Annotated in this window: 17 protein-coding genes and 3 tRNA genes; 11 read left to right on the top strand and 9 right to left on the bottom strand. The window is 45.4% G+C overall.

All coding sequences use genetic code 11. The features are described 5' to 3' along the window. The first annotated feature begins 169 nt into the window (after positions 1-169). Entirely contained in the window at positions 170-388 is a 219-nt protein-coding gene (locus tag PAE54_RS03005; protein ID WP_326518378.1) for a hypothetical protein, read from the top strand. An 8-nt stretch (positions 389-396) separates the two neighbouring features. Here PAE54_RS03005 and PAE54_RS03000 read toward each other — a convergent pair whose 3' ends face one another. From PAE54_RS03000 to PAE54_RS02970, 7 genes are all read right to left on the bottom strand, one after another. Beyond that, complete coding sequence (locus PAE54_RS03000; RefSeq protein WP_326518444.1) at positions 397-843, bottom strand: DUF2726 domain-containing protein; 447 nt, start codon at positions 841-843, stop codon at positions 397-399. Between the two features lie 58 nt (positions 844-901). Further along, positions 902-977 (bottom strand) — tRNA-Asn (locus PAE54_RS02995). A gap of 106 nt (positions 978-1,083) precedes the next feature. Next, the gene (locus tag PAE54_RS02990; RefSeq protein WP_326518377.1) at positions 1,084-1,365 is read right to left on the bottom strand and encodes a hypothetical protein; all 282 of its coding nucleotides are present in this window, start codon (positions 1,363-1,365) and stop codon (positions 1,084-1,086) included. Between the two features lie 117 nt (positions 1,366-1,482). After that, positions 1,483-1,558 (bottom strand) — tRNA-Asn (locus PAE54_RS02985). A gap of 5 nt (positions 1,559-1,563) precedes the next feature. Then, a tRNA-Asn gene (locus PAE54_RS02980) sits at positions 1,564-1,639 on the bottom strand. A gap of 147 nt (positions 1,640-1,786) precedes the next feature. Further along, on the bottom strand, positions 1,787-2,413 hold the full coding sequence (gene sodB, locus PAE54_RS02975) for a superoxide dismutase SodB (RefSeq protein ID WP_326518376.1): 627 nt from the start codon (positions 2,411-2,413) through the stop codon (positions 1,787-1,789). A gap of 152 nt (positions 2,414-2,565) precedes the next feature. Continuing rightward, a complete protein-coding gene (locus PAE54_RS02970; RefSeq protein WP_326518375.1) occupies positions 2,566-3,324 on the bottom strand; it encodes a Nif3-like dinuclear metal center hexameric protein in 759 nt (252 codons plus the stop codon). 178 nt (positions 3,325-3,502) lie between these two features. Between PAE54_RS02970 and PAE54_RS02965 the strand changes: the two genes are divergently transcribed. After that, complete coding sequence (locus tag PAE54_RS02965) at positions 3,503-4,675, top strand: S1C family serine protease (protein ID WP_326518374.1); 1,173 nt, start codon at positions 3,503-3,505, stop codon at positions 4,673-4,675. A gap of 331 nt (positions 4,676-5,006) precedes the next feature. Here the strand turns inward: PAE54_RS02965 and PAE54_RS02960 are convergent, their stop codons facing one another. Both PAE54_RS02960 and radA read right to left on the bottom strand, forming a co-directional pair. Next, entirely contained in the window at positions 5,007-5,969 is a 963-nt protein-coding gene (locus PAE54_RS02960) for a Tim44 domain-containing protein (protein WP_326518373.1), read from the bottom strand. Positions 5,970-6,071: 102 nt separating this feature from the next. After that, the gene (gene radA / locus PAE54_RS02955) at positions 6,072-7,463 is read right to left on the bottom strand and encodes a DNA repair protein RadA (protein WP_273777155.1); all 1,392 of its coding nucleotides are present in this window, start codon (positions 7,461-7,463) and stop codon (positions 6,072-6,074) included. A gap of 268 nt (positions 7,464-7,731) precedes the next feature. On the opposite strand from radA, the gene PAE54_RS02950 reads away from it, so the two are divergent. The 9 genes from PAE54_RS02950 to gyrA all read left to right on the top strand — a co-directional run bounded on the left by PAE54_RS02950 (position 7,732) and on the right by gyrA (position 18,902). Then, complete coding sequence (locus tag PAE54_RS02950; RefSeq protein WP_326518372.1) at positions 7,732-9,129, top strand: amino acid permease; 1,398 nt, start codon at positions 7,732-7,734, stop codon at positions 9,127-9,129. A 137-nt stretch (positions 9,130-9,266) separates the two neighbouring features. Continuing rightward, positions 9,267-9,482: an LPS translocon maturation chaperone LptM gene (gene lptM / locus PAE54_RS02945; RefSeq protein ID WP_273777152.1), complete on the top strand. Its 216-nt coding sequence runs from the start codon at positions 9,267-9,269 to the stop codon at positions 9,480-9,482. 21 nt (positions 9,483-9,503) lie between these two features. Further along, entirely contained in the window at positions 9,504-10,754 is a 1,251-nt protein-coding gene (gene lysA, locus PAE54_RS02940) for a diaminopimelate decarboxylase (RefSeq protein WP_326518371.1), read from the top strand. 6 nt (positions 10,755-10,760) lie between these two features. Beyond that, positions 10,761-11,606: a diaminopimelate epimerase gene (gene dapF / locus PAE54_RS02935; RefSeq protein WP_326518370.1), complete on the top strand. Its 846-nt coding sequence runs from the start codon at positions 10,761-10,763 to the stop codon at positions 11,604-11,606. Between the two features lie 114 nt (positions 11,607-11,720). Beyond that, positions 11,721-12,338, top strand: a complete 618-nt coding sequence (locus PAE54_RS02930) for an alpha/beta fold hydrolase (RefSeq protein ID WP_326518369.1) — start codon at positions 11,721-11,723, stop codon at positions 12,336-12,338. Between the two features lie 39 nt (positions 12,339-12,377). After that, on the top strand, positions 12,378-13,280 hold the full coding sequence (xerA, locus tag PAE54_RS02925) for a site-specific tyrosine recombinase/integron integrase (RefSeq protein ID WP_326518443.1): 903 nt from the start codon (positions 12,378-12,380) through the stop codon (positions 13,278-13,280). Positions 13,281-13,854: 574 nt separating this feature from the next. Beyond that, entirely contained in the window at positions 13,855-14,604 is a 750-nt protein-coding gene (locus PAE54_RS02920) for an electron transfer flavoprotein subunit beta/FixA family protein (RefSeq protein WP_273777145.1), read from the top strand. A 17-nt stretch (positions 14,605-14,621) separates the two neighbouring features. Further along, entirely contained in the window at positions 14,622-15,554 is a 933-nt protein-coding gene (locus PAE54_RS02915) for an FAD-binding protein (protein ID WP_326518368.1), read from the top strand. A 375-nt stretch (positions 15,555-15,929) separates the two neighbouring features. Further along, positions 15,930-18,902, top strand: coding sequence for a DNA gyrase subunit A (gene gyrA, locus PAE54_RS02910; RefSeq protein WP_326518367.1), 2,973 nt, complete (start codon positions 15,930-15,932; stop codon positions 18,900-18,902). Positions 18,903-18,970: the final 68 nt, after the last annotated feature.

The raw sequence follows: 18,970 nt of genomic DNA, 5'->3' as shown, positions 1-18,970 counted from the left end.
GGCTGATCTTTACTTACAAGCATTGTCTATTGCCAGGTGAAACCTGGCTTTTTTACAGTTGATACTTTTTCATTTTCAATCTGGTACTGTGTAGTACCGGGTTGACCTTTGTCTCTATAGTCATTTTTGTTAAAGTGAACGTCCTTAAATGATGTTGAATGGGTAAGTCATGTCGGGAAATAGCAAGAAACCGAGTCCTAAGGTATTAATTTTTGCAAGCTTGGGATTATTGATTCCGATTTTCGTGGTCACTATGGGCTTCATTGCGGCAAAGAGCGATGCTGAAAATCAGAAGAAATATAAACAGCAGCACGAAGAGCAGTTAAAACGAATTGCAGAGCGTGAGCGTCTCAAGCAGCAAGCGGCTTCTGAAGCACAGCAGTCCTAATCTGAAAATTAGCCTGAAATGGTTTTGCGCAACTGCGCAAGCGTTGGAATCTGAGTGAAGCGATAAACACGATAGCCGGCTTCGTGCAACATGGCATCGCGTTGAGCATCTTCCTGTTCCTTGCCTATATGGGAAGGATCATCCAGCTCAATAATCGCAATCACGTCCAGATTGGCATTCAGTAAAACAAAATCCGTCACTTTGCGGTTAAACCGTTGGCGGATTTTATAGTCTTCACTGGTAATCAGTGCACTGAACGCAACCTGTGCTAACACATGGTATTGTGGAAAGGCTTCTTTTAAACGTAAAAACATTTTCCTTTCAAATGGAGTGATGACCCGTTTGGGCAAGTACTTCTGTTGGCGAAAAAACCGATGCTTAAAAATCAGGACAATCAGCGCAAGCGTTGCAATGCAACCTAGCACAAAGAAGAGAATAGAGTTTGAATCAGGCACGATACTAAATTTGAGCAAAGAAAAAACCCACTCAGAAGGAGTGGGTTTTTTGGAATCTTGGCTCTCCCACCTGGGCTCGAACCAGGGACCTGCGGATTAACAGTCCGTCGCTCTACCGACTGAGCTATGGGAGAATCTGAAGCGGATTTTAGGCAGGTTTTAAGAGTGGGTCAAGCTGAATCTGTAAAATAATCGTCATCTTGGCTTAACTGTTGAATTATTGAGCGAAATGCTTGCAGCTTAGAGCTGTTTGATTTTATTGATCCAGTAGTGCTGTGGTTGAGCGGTTTTGTGTACATTGCATTGTTGAATCAATTGCATCATGGTTTTTTGGGTAAGAGGTGTCGCAAGCTGTTGTTGTATCTGTTTAAACCAGTTCGTTCGTGCATCAGTAGGAATTTTGTGCATGCAATCATATAAGCGTTCATAGCCCAGATCAGAGGCCATTTTATTTTGTTCTTGTTGTGTACTGCAGCGAAAAATCAAAATGATGATACTGATCAAAACGATCCAGAACAGCATGGACTTGAGCCAAGGCGTATTTTTAAGCATAGTGAGCAGGTTTTATTTTTCTGATGTTGTGTCGTTATCATAAACCAATAAAAAACCCACGTCATGATGCGTGGGTTTTTTGAATCTTGGCTCTCCCACCTGGGCTCGAACCAGGGACCTGCGGATTAACAGTCCGTCGCTCTACCGACTGAGCTATGGGAGAAAAATTGGCTCTCCAACCTGGGCTCGAACCAGGGACCTGCGGATTAACAGTCCGTCGCTCTACCGACTGAGCTATTGGAGAATCTGCTGCGCATTTTAGGTAGCAAAGCAGGGGACGTCAACTAGATTGTTGAAGAAAAAGAATTGTTTGCTGTATTAATGCGCATAATTAAATGTCAGGCATAAAAAAATCACCCGGAGGGGTGATTTTTTATCTGAAAAATAAAACTTATTTTTCAACGCCTGCAGGTTGACCTGCAAGTTTCGCATTTGCGTAATCCCAATTTACAAGGCTTTCTAGGAAAGTCGCGATGTATTTAGGACGCAAGTTACGGAAGTCGATGTAGTAAGCATGTTCCCAAACGTCAATCGTTAGAACAGCGATTTGACCGTGTGCAAGTGGAGTGTCTGCATTTGAAGTTTTGGTAATCGAAAGTTTACCATTTACTTCGTCAGCCACTAACCATGCCCAACCAGAACCGAATTGAGTGGTTGCAGCAGCAGTGAACTCTTCTACGAATTTTTCGTAAGAACCGAAAGCTTCATCAATTTTCGCTGCAAGTGCACCTGTTGGCTTACCGCCACCATTTTTCGCCATACAGTTCCAGTAGAATGTGTGGTTCCAAACTTGTGCTGCATTGTTGAAGATACCTGCTTTAGAAGCATCGCCAGCAGTTGCCTTGATGATTTCTTCTAAAGTTTTACCTTCAAGCTCAGTACCTTTGATCAGGTTGTTGAGATTCACCACATAAGTGTTGTGGTGTTTGTCATGGTGGTATTCAAGGGTTTCTTTGCTGATGTGCGGAGCAAGATCTTCGTAGCCGTATGGTAGCGCTGGTAAAGTAATGGTTGTCATGTTTTTCAATTCCTTGCATTTTGCTGGGTTTTGACATTCGCGCTCTATTGTAATGGATTATTTAAACTTTTGTGCACTGCTTTTAAATAACAATACACAATAAAGCCTGAATTTATACGCATAAACGAATGCCAGTTTCCCGAGGGGTTGAGTTAAATCGGATTATTTAATTCAAAATAACTATACTCAATTCCAAACTGTTGGCAAATGGCTTTTCCGAGTTGTTGCACCCCGTAACGTTCGGTTGCGTGATGACCACAGGCATAATAATGCACATTGAGTTCCTGTGCCTCGTAATAGGTGCGCTCGCTGACCTCGCCAGAAATATAAGCATCACAGCCTTGTTCAGCGGCCTTGCCAATAAAGTCCTGTGCAGCACCTGTACAGAAACCAATTTTTTGAATCGTCTGTTTGCCTGCGGGTAAATGGATTGTTGCGAAGCCTAGTTTTTCACTGAGCAGTACTTTAAACATTTCAGGCTCAACAGCTTCGGTTAAGTAACCAATATTACCAATCGGGTTGCGTTCGGTGGGATCGAGTGCCTCGATATTCTGTAAGCCCAGTATTTCAGCAATCGCAGCATTGTTGCCCAATACCGGATGTGCATCGAGGGGCAAGTGATAGGCGAGTAGGGAAATGTCATGCTGAATGAGTGACTTAATCCGTTTACCACGCATTCCGGTAATCGGGTAGGGTTCACCTTTCCAGAAATAACCATGATGGACCAAAAGCAGGTCAGCTTGTTGCGCAATCGCGGCATCAATGGCTTGTTGCGATGCAGTCACGGCACATAGAATTTTTTGGATTTGGGCTTTACCTTCAATCTGTAAGCCATTCGGTGCGTAGTCTTTAAATTCAGCAACTTTCAGGGTTTGTTCACACCATTGCAGAATATTTTGAAGCTCAGCCATTCACGTCTTTCCCTTTTTTAATCCTGAATCTCAGGCCATAAAATATATTCTAGATCTTAACTAAAGCTAGACAAAAACATTTGCGACATTTTTAGATATTAAACTGGATTTAGATTAGAATAATTTACAGAAAATACTGTTTCTTCAATTAATTAGTTCGAGCTTAGAGGATATGAACGTGCGCCGGACCTTTGCATGGTTACCGTGGGTGTTACTCGTGATTGTCATTATTAGTTTTGTCACTTGGCAAAAGCTGCAACAGCCCAAAGCACCGATTGCGCCAGATGGCGTCAAAATGCCCGCAGAGAAAGTGGAGCCTCTGGTCGATAAAACCCGAACGGGTGGTGTGGCATCGTATAGTGCAGCGGTGAAAGTAGCTGCACCCGCCGTGGTCAATATTTTTACTACACAGAAAGTGAAGCAACAGGATCATCCCCTCATGAATGATCCGGTGTTTCGTGAGTTCTTTGGTGATCAGTTGCCGGAACAAAACCAGAATGAAAATAGTCTTGGGTCTGGGGTAATTGTACGCCCGGACGGTTATATTTTGACGAATAACCACGTGGTTGCCCAAGCAGATCAGATTGTGGTGGCGTTACAGGATGGTCGACGTGCTCAGGCTAAAGTGGTCGGTACCGATCCGGATACTGATTTGGCGGTGATTAAGGTCGAACTGAATAACTTGCCGGTCTTGCCTTTTAAGTTAAGTGGCAATCAGGTGGGTGATGTGGTACTGGCAATTGGCAACCCATTTGGTGTAGGACAGACCGTGACGCAAGGGATTATTTCTGCAACGGATCGTTCTGATCTAGGTATCAATACTTATGAGGATTTTATCCAGACCGATGCGGCAATTAACCCGGGTAACTCTGGCGGTGCCTTGATCGATGTGGCGGGTAATCTGATTGGTGTGAATACAGCGATTTTCTCGCAGTCGGGTGGTTCACTCGGCATTGGCTTTGCCATTCCTGCTAGTGTTTGTCAGCAGGTACTGAACTCGATTCTTAAAGACGGTCGTGTGGTACGTGGCTGGTTGGGAATTAGTCTTGTACCGGCAACGCAGGAAGATGTGTTGGCACCAAAGCAAAAAGGCGTGATTGTTGCGGATGTATTAGCCAATGGTCCTGCTGCTGAAGCGGGTGTACAACAAGGCGACAAGATTGTGCAGGTCAATAACGAAGAAGTGACTTCTGCATCTCAATTGATTAATTATGTGGCATTGCAGAGCCCTGGCAGTCATTTACAGCTGAAAATTCAACGTAAAGACCAGACACTGAGCTTAACGGTAAAAGTTGGGGAGCGTAAGTTGCTGAATCAGAATTCACAATATGTTCCATTGCCGAAACGCTAAGGTGATACGTCAAAAGCCCCGAAAATGGGGCTTTTGCTTTTTTCTGATCATGGATAATGTGGATGTCGGTAGATGATTAGCAGCAAAAGACTAAAGCGAGGCTGAATCGATAAATTTAAAAGGGTTGTGTAGATTTCCTATCTAATTGAAACCTTGAGCCAATTATTTACATCTAAAAACTGGCTTGAGGTGAAAATACGAGAAAGGTTGTTCTTTGTATCGTGATTTGCAAGCGAATAAACAATATTTAAATCACGCCAGATCATCTCTTGATAGCTATAAAAAAAACCAGCAGTCTGGCTGCTGGTTTTTTCTATGAAGATTGAGGTTTTTAAGCTTGTTGGATACCAGCAACGACCCAATCCTGTTGCGAGCCTGCAGGTTTTACAAAGTGCCAGATCTCGGTAAAGGATTGCGGCAAGCTGTTTAAATCTTCAGTCACGCTACCTGTAAAGCGTACGCTCACCACATACTGACCATTTTCAGTTGCTGTATCAACCACCATGGCATTTAGATTGCTGAATTCAGCTACTTGGTGATCCTGATTGGCCATGATGTCGTTATACATGGATTGATAAAGTTCAGGCGTTAAATAACGGCGAATCTCTTCAATATTGTTGGCGCTGTTCATGGCCTGAATATGATTGAAACGCTGACGTGCGGTACGCAAGAACACTGCCGGTTCAGTCCCATCGGGTAACTGGTTACCACTGTTGGTATATGCACCACCAAATGGCGCTTGTGTTGCTGCACCTACTGTTGAACCACCTACCGATTGACCAAAGATATTGGTGTTGTCACCTGAAGTCCGTGCAGTTGGGGTTGGCTGACCAAATGGGGAAGGTGCTCCACCTCCCGCATTTGGAGCATACGGATTAGAAGCGGCTAGTTTTTTTTTTGCACCGAATTTACGGAACAAGAAGAATGCAACTGCAGCAGCCAGTAAAATCCAGATCCAGCCTGGAATGCCACCTTCTTCCTCGGCAGCCTGAGCACGGCTTGCATCATCATCCGCCAGCGCATTTGCGGCAACGGCACCCACAGCAGCACCGGCGACACCCGCGGCAACCATGGAACCGACACCTGGGCCAGATTTTTGAGGGGTTGTTGTGGAATTAGTGGTTGGTTGAACCGGAGTTGCTTGGGTCGGTTGTTGGTAGGTCTGACTTGATGTTGTCGAACGAGTCATGCCATGGCTTTTGCCGCCACCTGCACGTTTCGCTTCAGCTAAAGGTGACATCACCAAAGCTGCCATGAGAATACCGGCCATCAAGCCACGCGGTCGAACTTCCATTGAACTTTCCTATGTTGAGTAAATCAATTGGTATATTTATGCAGGCAAATACATCAAATTTCAATGATTAAAATTATTTTTTACATACACATCTTGATTGATTTAAGACAGCTCGTCAGCGAGTTGCATCGCTTCTTGTAACGCCTCATGTAGACGAGCCACGGCAATGACCTGAACGCCGGGGATATTTTTTTGCGGGGCATTTGCACGTGGCAAGATAATGTACTTGAAACCGTGCTTGGTTGCTTCTTTTAGGCGTTCTTGTCCGTTTGGTACAGGACGAATTTCACCTGATAGGCCAACTTCCCCAAATACGGCCAACTGTTGCGGTAGCGCTTTGCCACGTAAGCTGGAGGCACACGCTAGTAAAACAGCCAAATCGGATCCCGTTTCGGTAATTTTTAAACCACCGACAATATTGACATAGACATCCTGACCATTGGTTTGTACCCCACCATGGCGATGCATCACTGCGAGCAGCATGTTTAAACGGTTTTGTTCCAGACCGAGTGCGACGCGGCGAGGCTGTCCTTGTGCATCATCGACCAGGGCTTGCACTTCGACTAACAAGGGACGGGTACCTTCGCGACTGATCATTACCACTGAACCCGGAATCGCTTCATCATAGCGACTGAGAAAGATCGCTGATGGATTGGCGACTTCGCGTAAGCCTTTGTCGGTCATACCAAACACCCCGAGTTCATTCACCGCACCAAAACGGTTTTTCACGGCGCGAATCATGCGGTAGCGTGAGTCGGATTGACCTTCAAAATACAGTACACAATCGACCATGTGTTCCAGGACACGCGGACCAGCCAGCGCCCCTTCTTTGGTGACGTGGCCGACAATAAACAATGCTGTTCCGCTATTTTTGGCAAAGCGGGTCAACAGGGCTGCAGATTCCCGAATCTGTGAGACGCCACCCGGTGCAGACTGTAAACTTTCGGTATAGAGCGTCTGGATCGAATCCAGAATCGCCACGGCCGGTTTTTCATGGGCCAGCACTTCACAAATCCGTTCCACACAGGTTTCCGCCATGACTTTTAAACGATCGGTTGGCAAATCAAGGCGTTGTGCACGTAATGCGACTTGTGACAGGGATTCTTCCCCAGTCACATACAGTGCCGAGCTATTGCTTTTGGCCATATGGGTTGCAGTTTGCAGCAAGATGGTGGATTTTCCGATGCCGGGATCACCGCCAATCAGTACAACCGAGCCGGTGACCAGCCCGCCGCCTAACACCCGATCAAATTCGCTGATACCGGTGGCCATGCGCGTTTCATGTGAGACCGAAACTTGATTGAGGGTCGTGACCTGACTGGCCTGTCCTGCATAGCCCCCACCTAAATTGGGTTTGGCACGATGCGAAACTGCGGGCTCAAGACGGACTTCGGTCAGGCAGTTCCATTCACCACACTCTGAACACTGACCGGCCCATTTCGGGTGGTCGCTGCCACATTGTTCACAACGATAAACGGTTTTGACCTTACTCATATCGCATGCATGTTCCAGTAAAAAATCTATGCCGAGAGTAGCAATAGTGGGCAGGAAACTCAATTTTTCAGTCTTTCTCTCGCCAAAAAATAGTTTGGCACGTAAACTGCAACCTGAGATGAATACTGTAATTTAAAGGATTAGGGATAACCGTGCTGCTAAATACAACATAAAGCAAAGCTGAGGAACGCATTATAGAGAACGAAGATCGGCGCAAAATTTCCTGATTTTGAGCCCTATTGATCAGATCAAATTTGTGAGAATAACAATGTCAAATGAAAACCTCGGTTCGCCTGTTGCGCACGGCGAACTGCAACGTAGTTTGTTAAACCGACACCTGCAGCTGATTGCCATCGGGGGAGCGATAGGAACCGGTTTATTTATGGGGTCAGGGAAAACCATCAGCTTGGCTGGCCCTTCGATTTTATTTATTTATATGATTATTGGCCTGATGGTTTTTTTAGTCATGCGGGCATTAGGAGAGCTGCTGCTGTCCAACCTGAGCTATAAATCATTTATCGATTTTTCGACGGATCTGATTGGACCATGGGCAGGTTATTTTGTCGGCTGGACCTATTGGCTGTGCTGGATCACCATCGGCATCGCCGATCTCTCCGCCATTATTTACTACTTGCAGTTCTTTAACGGTGGACAGCCCTTTAGCTCTATGGAAGGGGCCATGATCAGTATTGCATCGATCCTGTTTATTTTAGGACTGAATCTGGTCACCGTGCGGCTGTTTGGTGAAATGGAGTTCTGGTTTGCCTTGGTGAAAATTATCGCCATTGTGGTATTGATTGCTGTGGGACTCTGGATGATTTTTACCGGGTTTACTTCGACTACAGGTGAAGTCGCGTCTTTTACCCATTTGTGGTCGCATGGCGGTTTATTCCCGACCGGCCTTACCGGCTTCCTGGCTGGTTTCCAGATTGCCATCTTCGCTTTTGTCGGGGTGGAACTGGTCGGCACCACAGCGGCAGAAACCCATGATCCAGAACGTAACTTGCCAAAAGCAGTCAACTCGATCCCGATTCGGATTATTATTTTCTATGTGTTGGCTTTATTGATTGTGATGTCGGTGACGCCATGGAACCAGATTGATCCAACTATCAGTCCTTTCGTCAATCTGTTCAGTCAGGCTGGGGTTGCAGCTGCCGCGATTATCATGAATCTGGTGGTGTTATCTTCCGTGATGTCCTCCATGAACAGTGGGGTGTTTTCGACCAGCCGTATGTTGTTTGGTTTGTCGCGTGAACAACAAGGTCCAGAAATGTTTGGCAAGCTGAGTAAACATGCGATTCCTGCGAATGCTTTATATTTCTCGGTGATCTGTCTGTTGTTTGGTGCTGCATTACAATATTTTGTACCGGATACTGTATATGCCTTTACCTTGGCCACGACTTTATCCACGATTCTGTTTATCTGTGTGTGGATTATGATCATGTGGAGTTACATTAACTACCGCTCACAGCGTCCGGAATTACATGCCAAGTCTGTGTTTAAACTGCCGGGTGGCGTGTTTACCTGCTGGGTGGTTATTCTGTTTTTCGTGGGCATGATTTATGTACTTTCGCTGGAAAAAGACACCTGGCAAGCCTTGAAAATTAGCCCACTCTGGCTGGTGATTCTGGCGATTGGTTATTTCTTTACCCGCCGCCGAGCTTAACAGCTCTGTCTGAGCTGAAAAAACGTCAGTGCTTTGCTGGCGTTTTTTTTATTCTGGCTTTAATCTCTAAGCTTTAACACTTTGGTCAAGGTCTTGATCACGGTATACTTCCGGACATTTCTTAGATAGGTGGTCAGATGCGTCTCCTCATTTGTTGCATCACAATGTGTGCAACCGGTCTTGCGCTGGTGGGATGTGGTCAGTCTGGTGCTTTGCATTTACCAAACGATCCAAACTACGATAAACGCGCGAAATATTTGCTCTATCCGAATGTCGATCCTAAAAGCCAGCCCGCTCCACAGCAGCCGGTTACATCGACTACTGAATCTAATTCTTCTACATCTACACCTTAAGCTGAAGACAAGGACACATCCATGAGTTTCACCCGTATTGATGGGGTATTGCACGCTGAGCAATGTTCACTTGACCAACTCGCGCAGCAATTTGGCACACCACTTTATGTTTATTCTAAAGCCAGCTTTGAAAAGCATTATTTAGATATGGATCGTGCCTTTAGCTTTATCGATCATCAAATCTGTTTTGCGGTGAAATCGAACTCAAACTTGGCCGTATTGAACGTGTTGGCAAAGCTGGGCGCTGGTTTTGATATTGTCACTGGTGGCGAGTTGGCGCGTGTATTGGCTGCAGGTGGTGATGCGTCCAAAATTGTATTCTCAGGATTAGGCAAATCAGAAGCCGATATTGCCAAAGCCCTAGAAGTCGGGATTGCCTGCTTTAATGTTGAATCCTATGCGGAGTTAGACCGTATCCAGAAAGTGGCTGCACAGCTTGGCAAAAAAGCACCGATTTCACTGCGTGTGAATCCTGATGTGGATGCGAAAACCCATCCTTATATTTCGACCGGTCTCAAAGAAAACAAGTTCGGTATTCCATCCGATAGCGTGTATGAAACCTATCAATATGCAGCTTCACTGCCGAACCTGGAAATTACCGGGATTGACTGCCATATCGGTTCGCAACTAACTGAAACCAAGCCCTTTGTAGATGCTCTGGATCGTATCATTGTGATGATCGACAAGTTAAAAGCGTTGGGTATCCAGCTCAAACATATCGACATTGGCGGTGGTTTGGGTGTGACCTATAAAGATGAAACGCCGCCAAGCGTTGCAGAATATGCCAATGCGCTAAAACCGGCTTTAGAAAAACTCGGGTTAAAAGTCTATATGGAACCGGGGCGCAGCATTTCTGCCAATGCGGGTGTATTGCTCACGAAAGTGGATTTACTGAAACCGACCAATTATCGTAATTTTGCCATCATTGATGCCGCGATGAATGACCTGATTCGTCCGGCACTTTACGAAGCTTGGATGGACATCCAAGCGGTGACACCACGTATTGATGTGGAAACGAAAGCATGGGATGTGGTCGGTGCGATTTGTGAAACCGGCGATTTCTTGGGTAAACAGCGTGAGCTGGCGATTCAGCAAGGTGATGTATTGGCTGTGCTTGGCGCAGGTGCTTACGGTTTTGTCATGAGTTCGAACTACAATACACGTGGCCGTGCGGCAGAAGTCATGGTTTCGGGTGACAAAGCTTACTTGATTCGTGAACGCGAAAGCATTGAATCCTTATGGGAACGTGAACGTTTATTGCCAGAGGAGTAAATTAAGATGTTTGTAGAATTTACCAAGATGCATGGTCTGGGCAATGACTTTATGGTGGTTGACCTGATCAGCCAGCGTGCCTATTTTGATCCACAAACTATTCAACGTCTGGCAGACCGTCACTTTGGTGTGGGTTTTGACCAGTTGTTGATTGTTGAACCACCCGATATGCCGGATGTGGATTTTAAATATCGTATCTTTAATGCCGATGGTTCAGAAGTGGAGCAATGTGGCAATGGCGTACGTTGTTTCGCCCGTTTTGTGCATGAACGTCATTTGACCAACAAAACCAAAATCAAGGTACAGACCAAATCTGGAATTGTTGAACCAGAGCTTGGCCCGAATGGCTGGGTGCGGGTCAATATGGGTTATCCAAAATTCACGCCAGAACAGATTCCATTCCTGACTGAACAGACCGATCCTTTATATACGGTTGAACTGCAGAATAATCAGGAACTGAAAGTTGATGTGGTGAATATGGGCAATCCGCATGCAGTCACTATTGTTCCGGATGTACTCACTGCCGATGTTGCAACGATTGGTCCACAAGTCGAATCGCATCCGCGTTTCCCTGAACGCGTTAACGTCGGCTTTATGCAGGTTCTGAATGAAAAACAGGTGCGTCTGCGCGTGTTTGAACGGGGTTCAGGCGAGACCTTGGCCTGTGGTACTGGGGCTTGTGCGGCTGCGGTCAGCGGCATGCGCCGTGGTTTACTAGCACCGGAAGTTGAAGTGGAACTGGCAGGTGGCAAGTTGCATATCGCATGGCGTGAAGGCGATGTGGTGTGGATGACGGGTCCAACTGCGAATGTGTATGAAGGTCGTTTGGACTTGCGTTATTTTCAGGGCTAATGCACCGCTCTGATCAAATTAAAAAGCACTCATCAAAATGCAGTTTGATGGGTGCTTTTTTATGGCATTAAATCCGTTATGCTTGAACCACGATTAAAAGCAATCACTTCTGTTATGCTATCTCTGATTTTTTTGCCGGGTGCTTCGGGCAAGACTGCATTTTGGATGCCTCTGATTAAACTGCTTCCGGACACGCTGCAAACGAAAATTGTGGCCTATCCCGGGTTTGACCATGCACCTGCACAAGCAGAGGTTCATGATTTTGCCAGTTTAACTCGATATGTCATGGGGCAGATCCAGCAGCCGTGTATTCTGGTGGCCCAATCCATGGGCGGAATTTTTGCAGTTGAAGCGGCGTTAACCCAACCCGAGCTGGTGAAAGGACTCATTTTAATGGCCACTTCAGGTGGGATCAATTTGCAGCCCTTTGCCGTGGAAGACTGGCGACTGGCCTATCAAAATAGTTTTTTGCATTATCCCGACTGGTTTGTGACGGCACAGTGTGATTACACTTCGCGTTTATCCGAGATCAAATGTCCAGTGCTGTTGTTGTGGGGTGATCACGACCCAATCAGTCCTATAGCGGTGGGTGAATATTTGCAGCAGCAGTTTTTGAATGCCCGTTTAGCGATTATTCCAAAAGGAGATCATTTATTTGCTGAGACTCGGGCGGTTGAAGTTGCGCCTCATGTTTATGACTATTTATCTGACTTTGCAGTAGGTGAGGTGTAAGAGCTGATGACAATGCCGGATCCGCAGCAGTTACTGGCCATGTGGTTGAAAGAGCGCCACATCCAGAACCAGTCTTTGCATACCTTGCAAGCGTATGCACGCGATGTGCAAGCCTTTCTGAATTTTTGTCAGCAGAAAAACCTCACTTTAAATAATGTGGAAGCATCGGATTTACGTGAGTATCTGGCGTTAAAAGTTGAACAGCAGCAATTGGCCTCTAGTAGTTTGCAGCGGCATTTATCGGCCATTCGCCAATTTATGAAGTGGGCGGAGCAGGGGCAATATCTAGGTTTTAATCCCACAGACGATTTGCAGCTAAAACGCCAGCCACGCCCTTTACCCGGCATGATAGATATTGAGACCATTCAGCAGATTCTGGATCAACCAATGCCAGAAAAACCATTGGACCAGCAACTCTGGTTGAGAGACAAAAGCATGCTGGAATTGCTGTATTCCAGTGGCTTACGTCTAGCTGAGCTGCAAAGTCTGCACATTCGCGACATTGATTTTAAGCGCCGGCTGTTAAGGATTACCGGTAAGGGAAATAAAACTCGAGTCATTCCTTTTGGCGGTAAAGCCAAAGAGAGCTTATTGAAATGGCTGCAGATTTACCGGATTTGGGGGGGAGAATTGCAACCCGATTCTCCAGTATTTATTAGCCAAAAGGGAAATGCGCTCAGCCCGCGTCAAATTGAAAATCGGGTCAAAGTTCAGGCTCAGCGAGCGGGTGTTAATGTGGATTTGCATCCTCATTTATTAAGGCATTGTTTTGCCTCGCATATGTTGTCGAATAGTGGTGATCTGCGTGCGGTACAGGAAATGCTCGGACATAGCAATCTGACCACCACCCAGATTTATACCCATATTGACTTTGATCGTTTGGCTCAAGTCTATGATCAAGCACATCCCCGTGCACAGAAGCATCCTTCCTCTAAGTCCTAATATGAAGGATTGCTTGAAATCTTGAATGCCCGAACGATTTCTCTAAATGGAAATCACTATATATAGGTGGCTTTAAATGATGAAGTGTGATGACCTGAAAGCCCAACAACCATTTTGAATAAAGTGGATTTAAAATTTAATAAGCCATCATCAATCAACTGGGCGAGATCAAAGCGTGTTAGTAAAATTAAAGCAACCAAATAGAAAACCATAGTTTGGCCACAACTGACAAATTCGCCACTGACTGTAAAATCTAGTTTTGCTTAAAAAATACACTGTTTTTCTGGTTTAAAGTGTTTAAATTAGTGTTCCTGATGACATAAATAAGATAAAAAAATAATAAAAATCAAAGATTAAAAAATACTATAACTGCGGAAAATTGTTTCAATAGATTGGTTACATTTTTAAATGAACTAAGCATTTCACGAATTTTAGGCAAATTGATGACCGTTTCGGTAATTGTGACTTGACCGAAATGCCATACGCATTGCAAGATAAGACACCTTAAAAATTTCAATTGAAAAGTTTTTCGCTTTTCAGATCATTTACTTTTGCTAAAACAGCCGAGGATTACATGAAGGCTCTTGTTGCAGTAAAACGTGTGGTGGATGCCAACGTTAAAGTTCGTGTTAAGCCGGACAATAGTGGAGTTGACCTTACTAACGTAAAAATGTCAATTAACCCATTCTGTGAAATCGCAGTGGAAGAAGCGGTTCGCCTAAAAGAAAAAGGAACAGTTTCAGAAATCATCGTTGTTTCAGTTGGTCCGAAAGAAGCGCAAGAACAGATCCGTTCATCGATGGCCCTTGGTGCAGATCGTGGTATTTTGGTTGAAACGGCTGATGACATCGGTGCTTTAGAAGTTGCTAAAATCCTCAAAGGTGTTGTAGAACAAGAACAACCACAACTGATCCTTTTAGGTAAACAAGCAATTGATGATGATTCTAACCAAGTCGGTCAAATGCTTGCTGCGCTACTCGGTTCAGGTCAGGCGACATTCGCTTCTGAAGTGAAAGTTGATGGCGATAAAGTTCAAGTGACACGTGAAATTGACGGTGGTCTGCAAACTGTTGAGCTTGCACTTCCAGCTGTGATCACTACAGATTTACGTCTGAACGAGCCACGCTATGCGGCTTTACCAAACATCATGAAAGCGCGTAAAAAGCCACTTGATAGCAAAACTCCTGCGGATTATGGTGTTACAGCAAGCACCAAACTCAAAACATTAAAAGTTGAGTCTCCTGCAGAGCGTCAAGCGGGTGTACAAGTGAAATCAGTCGACGAGCTGGTTGAAAAACTTAAAAATGAAGCGAAAGTGATCTAAAAGGCAGGGATGAAATCATGAGTATTTTAGTAATCGCTGAGCACGACAACAAAACATTAAATTCTGCTACTTTACACGTTGTTGCCGCGGCTCAAAAAATCGGTGGTGATATCACAGTCCTGGTTGCGGGTTCAGGTGCACAAGCTGTGGCCGATGCAGCAGCAAAAGTGGCGGGTGTAGGCAAAGTTTTACTTGCTGACAACGCGGTTTATGCAAACCAGTTGGCTGAAAACGTTGCAGCACTAGTTGCTGACTTGGGTAAAGGTTATAAGCATATTCTTGCTGCAGCTACGACCAACGGTAAAAACATTTTGCCACGTGCGGCTGCCTTGCTTGATGTGAGCATGATCAGCGACATTATTTCAGTGGAATCTGCTAATACCTTCAAGCGTCCAATTTATGCGGGTAATGCGATTGCCACTGTTCAATCAGAAGAAGCGGTGATTTTGGCAACTGTACGTGGTACAGCATTCGATGCCGTGGCTGCTGAAGGTGGTTCTGCTGCTGTTGAAACCGTTGGTGAAGCCAAAGATGCAGGCGTGTCGAAATTCGTTTCTGAAGAAATCGTGAAATCTGAACGTCCTGAACTTGCTGCTGCACGTATTGTAGTATCTGGTGGTCGTGGTGTCGGTTCAGGTGAGAACTATCACAAGATCCTTGATCCATTGGCAGACAAATTGGGCGCTGCCTTGGGTGCATCACGTGCTGCTGTAGACGCAGGCTTCGTACCAAACGATATGCAAGTGGGTCAAACTGGTAAAATTGTTGCTCCTGAGCTGTATATCGCCGTGGGTATCTCGGGTGCGATCCAGCACTTGGCAGGTATGAAAGATTCTAAAGTGATCGTTGCGATCAACAAAGATGAAGAAGCACCAATTAATGCAGTTGCGGATTACTGGTTAGTAGGTGACTTAAATACGGTAGTACCAGAGCTCGTTGCTAAGATCTAATCTCGATCTAGACAAGTTCAAAGCGTTCCTAAGGAGACTTAGGGGCGCTTTTTTATTCTTGAATGTTTTTTATCGTTTGGGTTTTATGAAAAACCTGATCTCAGCTTACTCCTTAATTTTACACATCCATTTCGCTGGTCGGCTGCTAACGGGATGATCTGCCTCCTGATGCTGACTCTTTGCTGGTTTATTGATCAATAAATTGTGTGAATTTAACAGGATAAAGCCAGCCCAATACACACAAAAATCAGGTCAATTGTGCTATTATGTTGAGCTGCATTTTAAATTTTTGGCCCGGTAATTTGGGTACAATTTTAGCTAAATTAAATAAGTAAATATCGGTTGTGTAGAGGACCGGTATAGAAAGGAGTATGCATGAGCGTATCGGAAATCCGCCCGATTGCCATTGAGGATGAACTCAAGCACTCATATCTAGATTATGCCATGAGCGTGATTGTATCGCGTGCATTGCCTGATGTACGCGATGGTCTTAAACCTGTTCACCGTCGTGTACTCTATGCGATGCACGAGTTGGGCAATGATTATAACAAAGCCTACAAAAAGTCTGCCCGTGTGGTCGGTGATGTCATCGGTAAATATCACCCGCATGGCGACTCTGCAGTTTATGAAACCATCGTGCGTATGGCGCAGGACTTTAGCTTGCGTTACCAGTTGGTGGATGGTCAGGGTAACTTCGGTTCGATTGATGGCGATAGCGCGGCAGCGATGCGTTATACCGAAGTTCGTATGCGTAAGCTAACGCATGAACTTCTTGCTGATTTAGAAAAAGATACCGTGGATTGGGAAGATAACTACGACGGCTCTGAGCGTATTCCTCAGGTCATGCCGACCCGAATCCCGAATCTTTTGGTGAATGGTGCTGCTGGTATTGCCGTGGGGATGGCGACCAACATGGCGCCACACAACATGACTGAAGTGATCAATGCCTGTCTGGCTTACGCGGATAACCCGAATATCTCGATTGAAGGTCTGATGGAACACATTTCAGGCCCAGATTTCCCAACAGGCGGGATCATTTACGGTAAATCCGGTATTGTCGATGCCTATCGTACCGGTAAAGGCCGTTTGCATATTCGTGGCAAATACCATTTTGAAGAAGATGCCAAGACCGGTCGTACCACGATTGTTTTCACTGAAATTCCATATCAGGTCAATAAAGCCAAAACCATTGAGCGGATTGCCGAGCTAGTCAAAGAGAAAAAGCTCGAAGGGATCTCAGAACTTCGCGACGAATCGGACAAAGAAGGCATGCGTATTGCCATCGATCTGAAACGTGGTGAAAATGCCGAAGTCATTGTCAATAACCTGTTTTTGAATACCCAGCTGGAAAACTCGTTCAGCATCAATATGGTCTGCCTAGATAACGGTCAGCCAAAATTGATGAATCTGAAAGACATCATTGCGGCCTTTATCCGTCACCGTCAGGAAGTAGTGACGCGTCGCACCATGTTTGAATTGCGTAAGGCACGTGAACGTGGTCATATCTTGGAAGGTTTAACGGTTGCGTTGGCCAATATTGATGCCATCATTGAAACCATTAAATCCTCAGCCAATCCAGGTGAAGCACGCGAGCGTTTACAAGCGGGTGAATGGGCTGCAGGTGGTGTGGTCGCTTTGTTAGAAAAAGCGGGTTCAATTTCCATCCGTCCGGAGGAGATTGAAGGTGAAGATCCAAACCGACCATTCGGTTTGACAGACAATATTTACCGTTTATCTCCAGCACAGGTGGCGGCGATCCTTGAGTTACGTTTGCATCGTTTAACCGGTCTGGAACAAGACAAGTTACATGCAGAGTATTCGGAAATTTTGGGTCACATTGCCGAATACACCGCGATTCTCAACGATTTTAATCTGTTGATGGGCGTTATCCGTCAGGAACTGGCGGAAGTCTTACAGCAATATGGCGATGCACGCCGGACCGAAATTATTGAATCACGGATTGATTTCTCACGTGAAGATTTAATTCCAGAAGAGCAGGTGGTACTGACCGTTTCACAAACCGGTTATGCCAAAACTCAGCCACTTTCCGATTATGCGGCACAACGTCGTGGTGGTCGTGGCAAGTCTGCAACTTCAATGAAGGAAGATGATTTCATTCAGCATCTGATTGTCACCTCCAACCATGCGACGGTGTTGTGCTTTACCAATGTGGGTAAAGTTTACCGATTGAAAGTCTTTGAGGTGCCGCAAGCTTCACGCGGAGCCAAAGGTCGTCCAATGGTGAACTTGCTGCCGCTGGATGCCAATGAAACGATTACCGCAATTTTACCGGTAATTGATGCGCCGAAGAAATTCACCGAACGTCTGGCTGACTTCAAAGCTTTTGTAAAAACGCATGCAGCTAAACTGCAGCAAAATGCCATCATCAATGCGCATTATGCTGAACTTGAAGCGGCATTAACTGAATTGGCTGAAGGCGATGATTTATCGGATACGTTACGTATTCAGTTAAAGCAAATCGGTCTTGAGCTTTCTACCGCTGATTTAGATGACGAAATTATCATTGAGTTTGCCCAGCAAGCTGAATGTGTACGTAAAAACTATTATGTCTTTATGGCGACTGCATCGGGTACAGTCAAACGTGTAGAGCTCGAACAGTTCAGTAATGTCCGTTCAAATGGTTTACGTGCAATTGAGTTAAATGACGAAGACACCTTGATTGGTGTGGCGATTACCGATGGCGAACAGCAAATCATGTTGTTCTCGAATGAAGGTAAAGCCATTCGCTTTGCAGAAACCGATGTCCGTGCGATGGGCCGTTCTGCCAAAGGTGTCCGTGGTATGCGTGTCAGCTTCGCAACCGCTGCCGCTGAAGAAGCAGAAGAAAATGAACTTGAAAATGAAGAAGACGACTCTACAGATTCAAGCGTGATCAGCCGAATCGTTTCACTCGTTGTGGTTCCTGAAACCGGTGAAGTACTGTGTGCTTGTGCGAATGGCTATGGTAAGCGTACGCCAGTGGATGACTTCCCAACCAAAAAACGTGGCGGTAAAGGGGTGATTGCAATCAAGACCTCCGAACGTAATGGTGAGTTGGTTGGTGCGGTATCAATTGATGAGAGCAAAGAATTGATGCTGATTTCTGATGGCGGGACTTTAGTTCGTACTCGTGCTTCAGAAGTCGCGACTACAGGTCGTAATGCACAAGGTGTACGCCTGATTCGCCTCATGGAAGGTGAAGTTCTGGTGGGTGTAGTTTCCATTGCAGCAGTTGAAGATGACCTGGAAGAAGATCTGTTGGCATCTGAACATCTGGTGGATGATGTGACCATCGCTGATGATGCAGACCAAAGTGAATCAGACCTCAATGAGTCTGATGAAGGCTAAATTATAATCTTTTGAAAAAGGATGCTTAGGCATCCTTTTTTATTGCATGAAATTTGCTGAAGTCATAG

It is taken from the genome of Acinetobacter minutum, assembly GCF_035916735.1.
Lineage (GTDB): Bacteria > Pseudomonadota > Gammaproteobacteria > Pseudomonadales > Moraxellaceae > Acinetobacter.
This window is presented reverse-complemented; position numbering and strand designations above follow the sequence as displayed.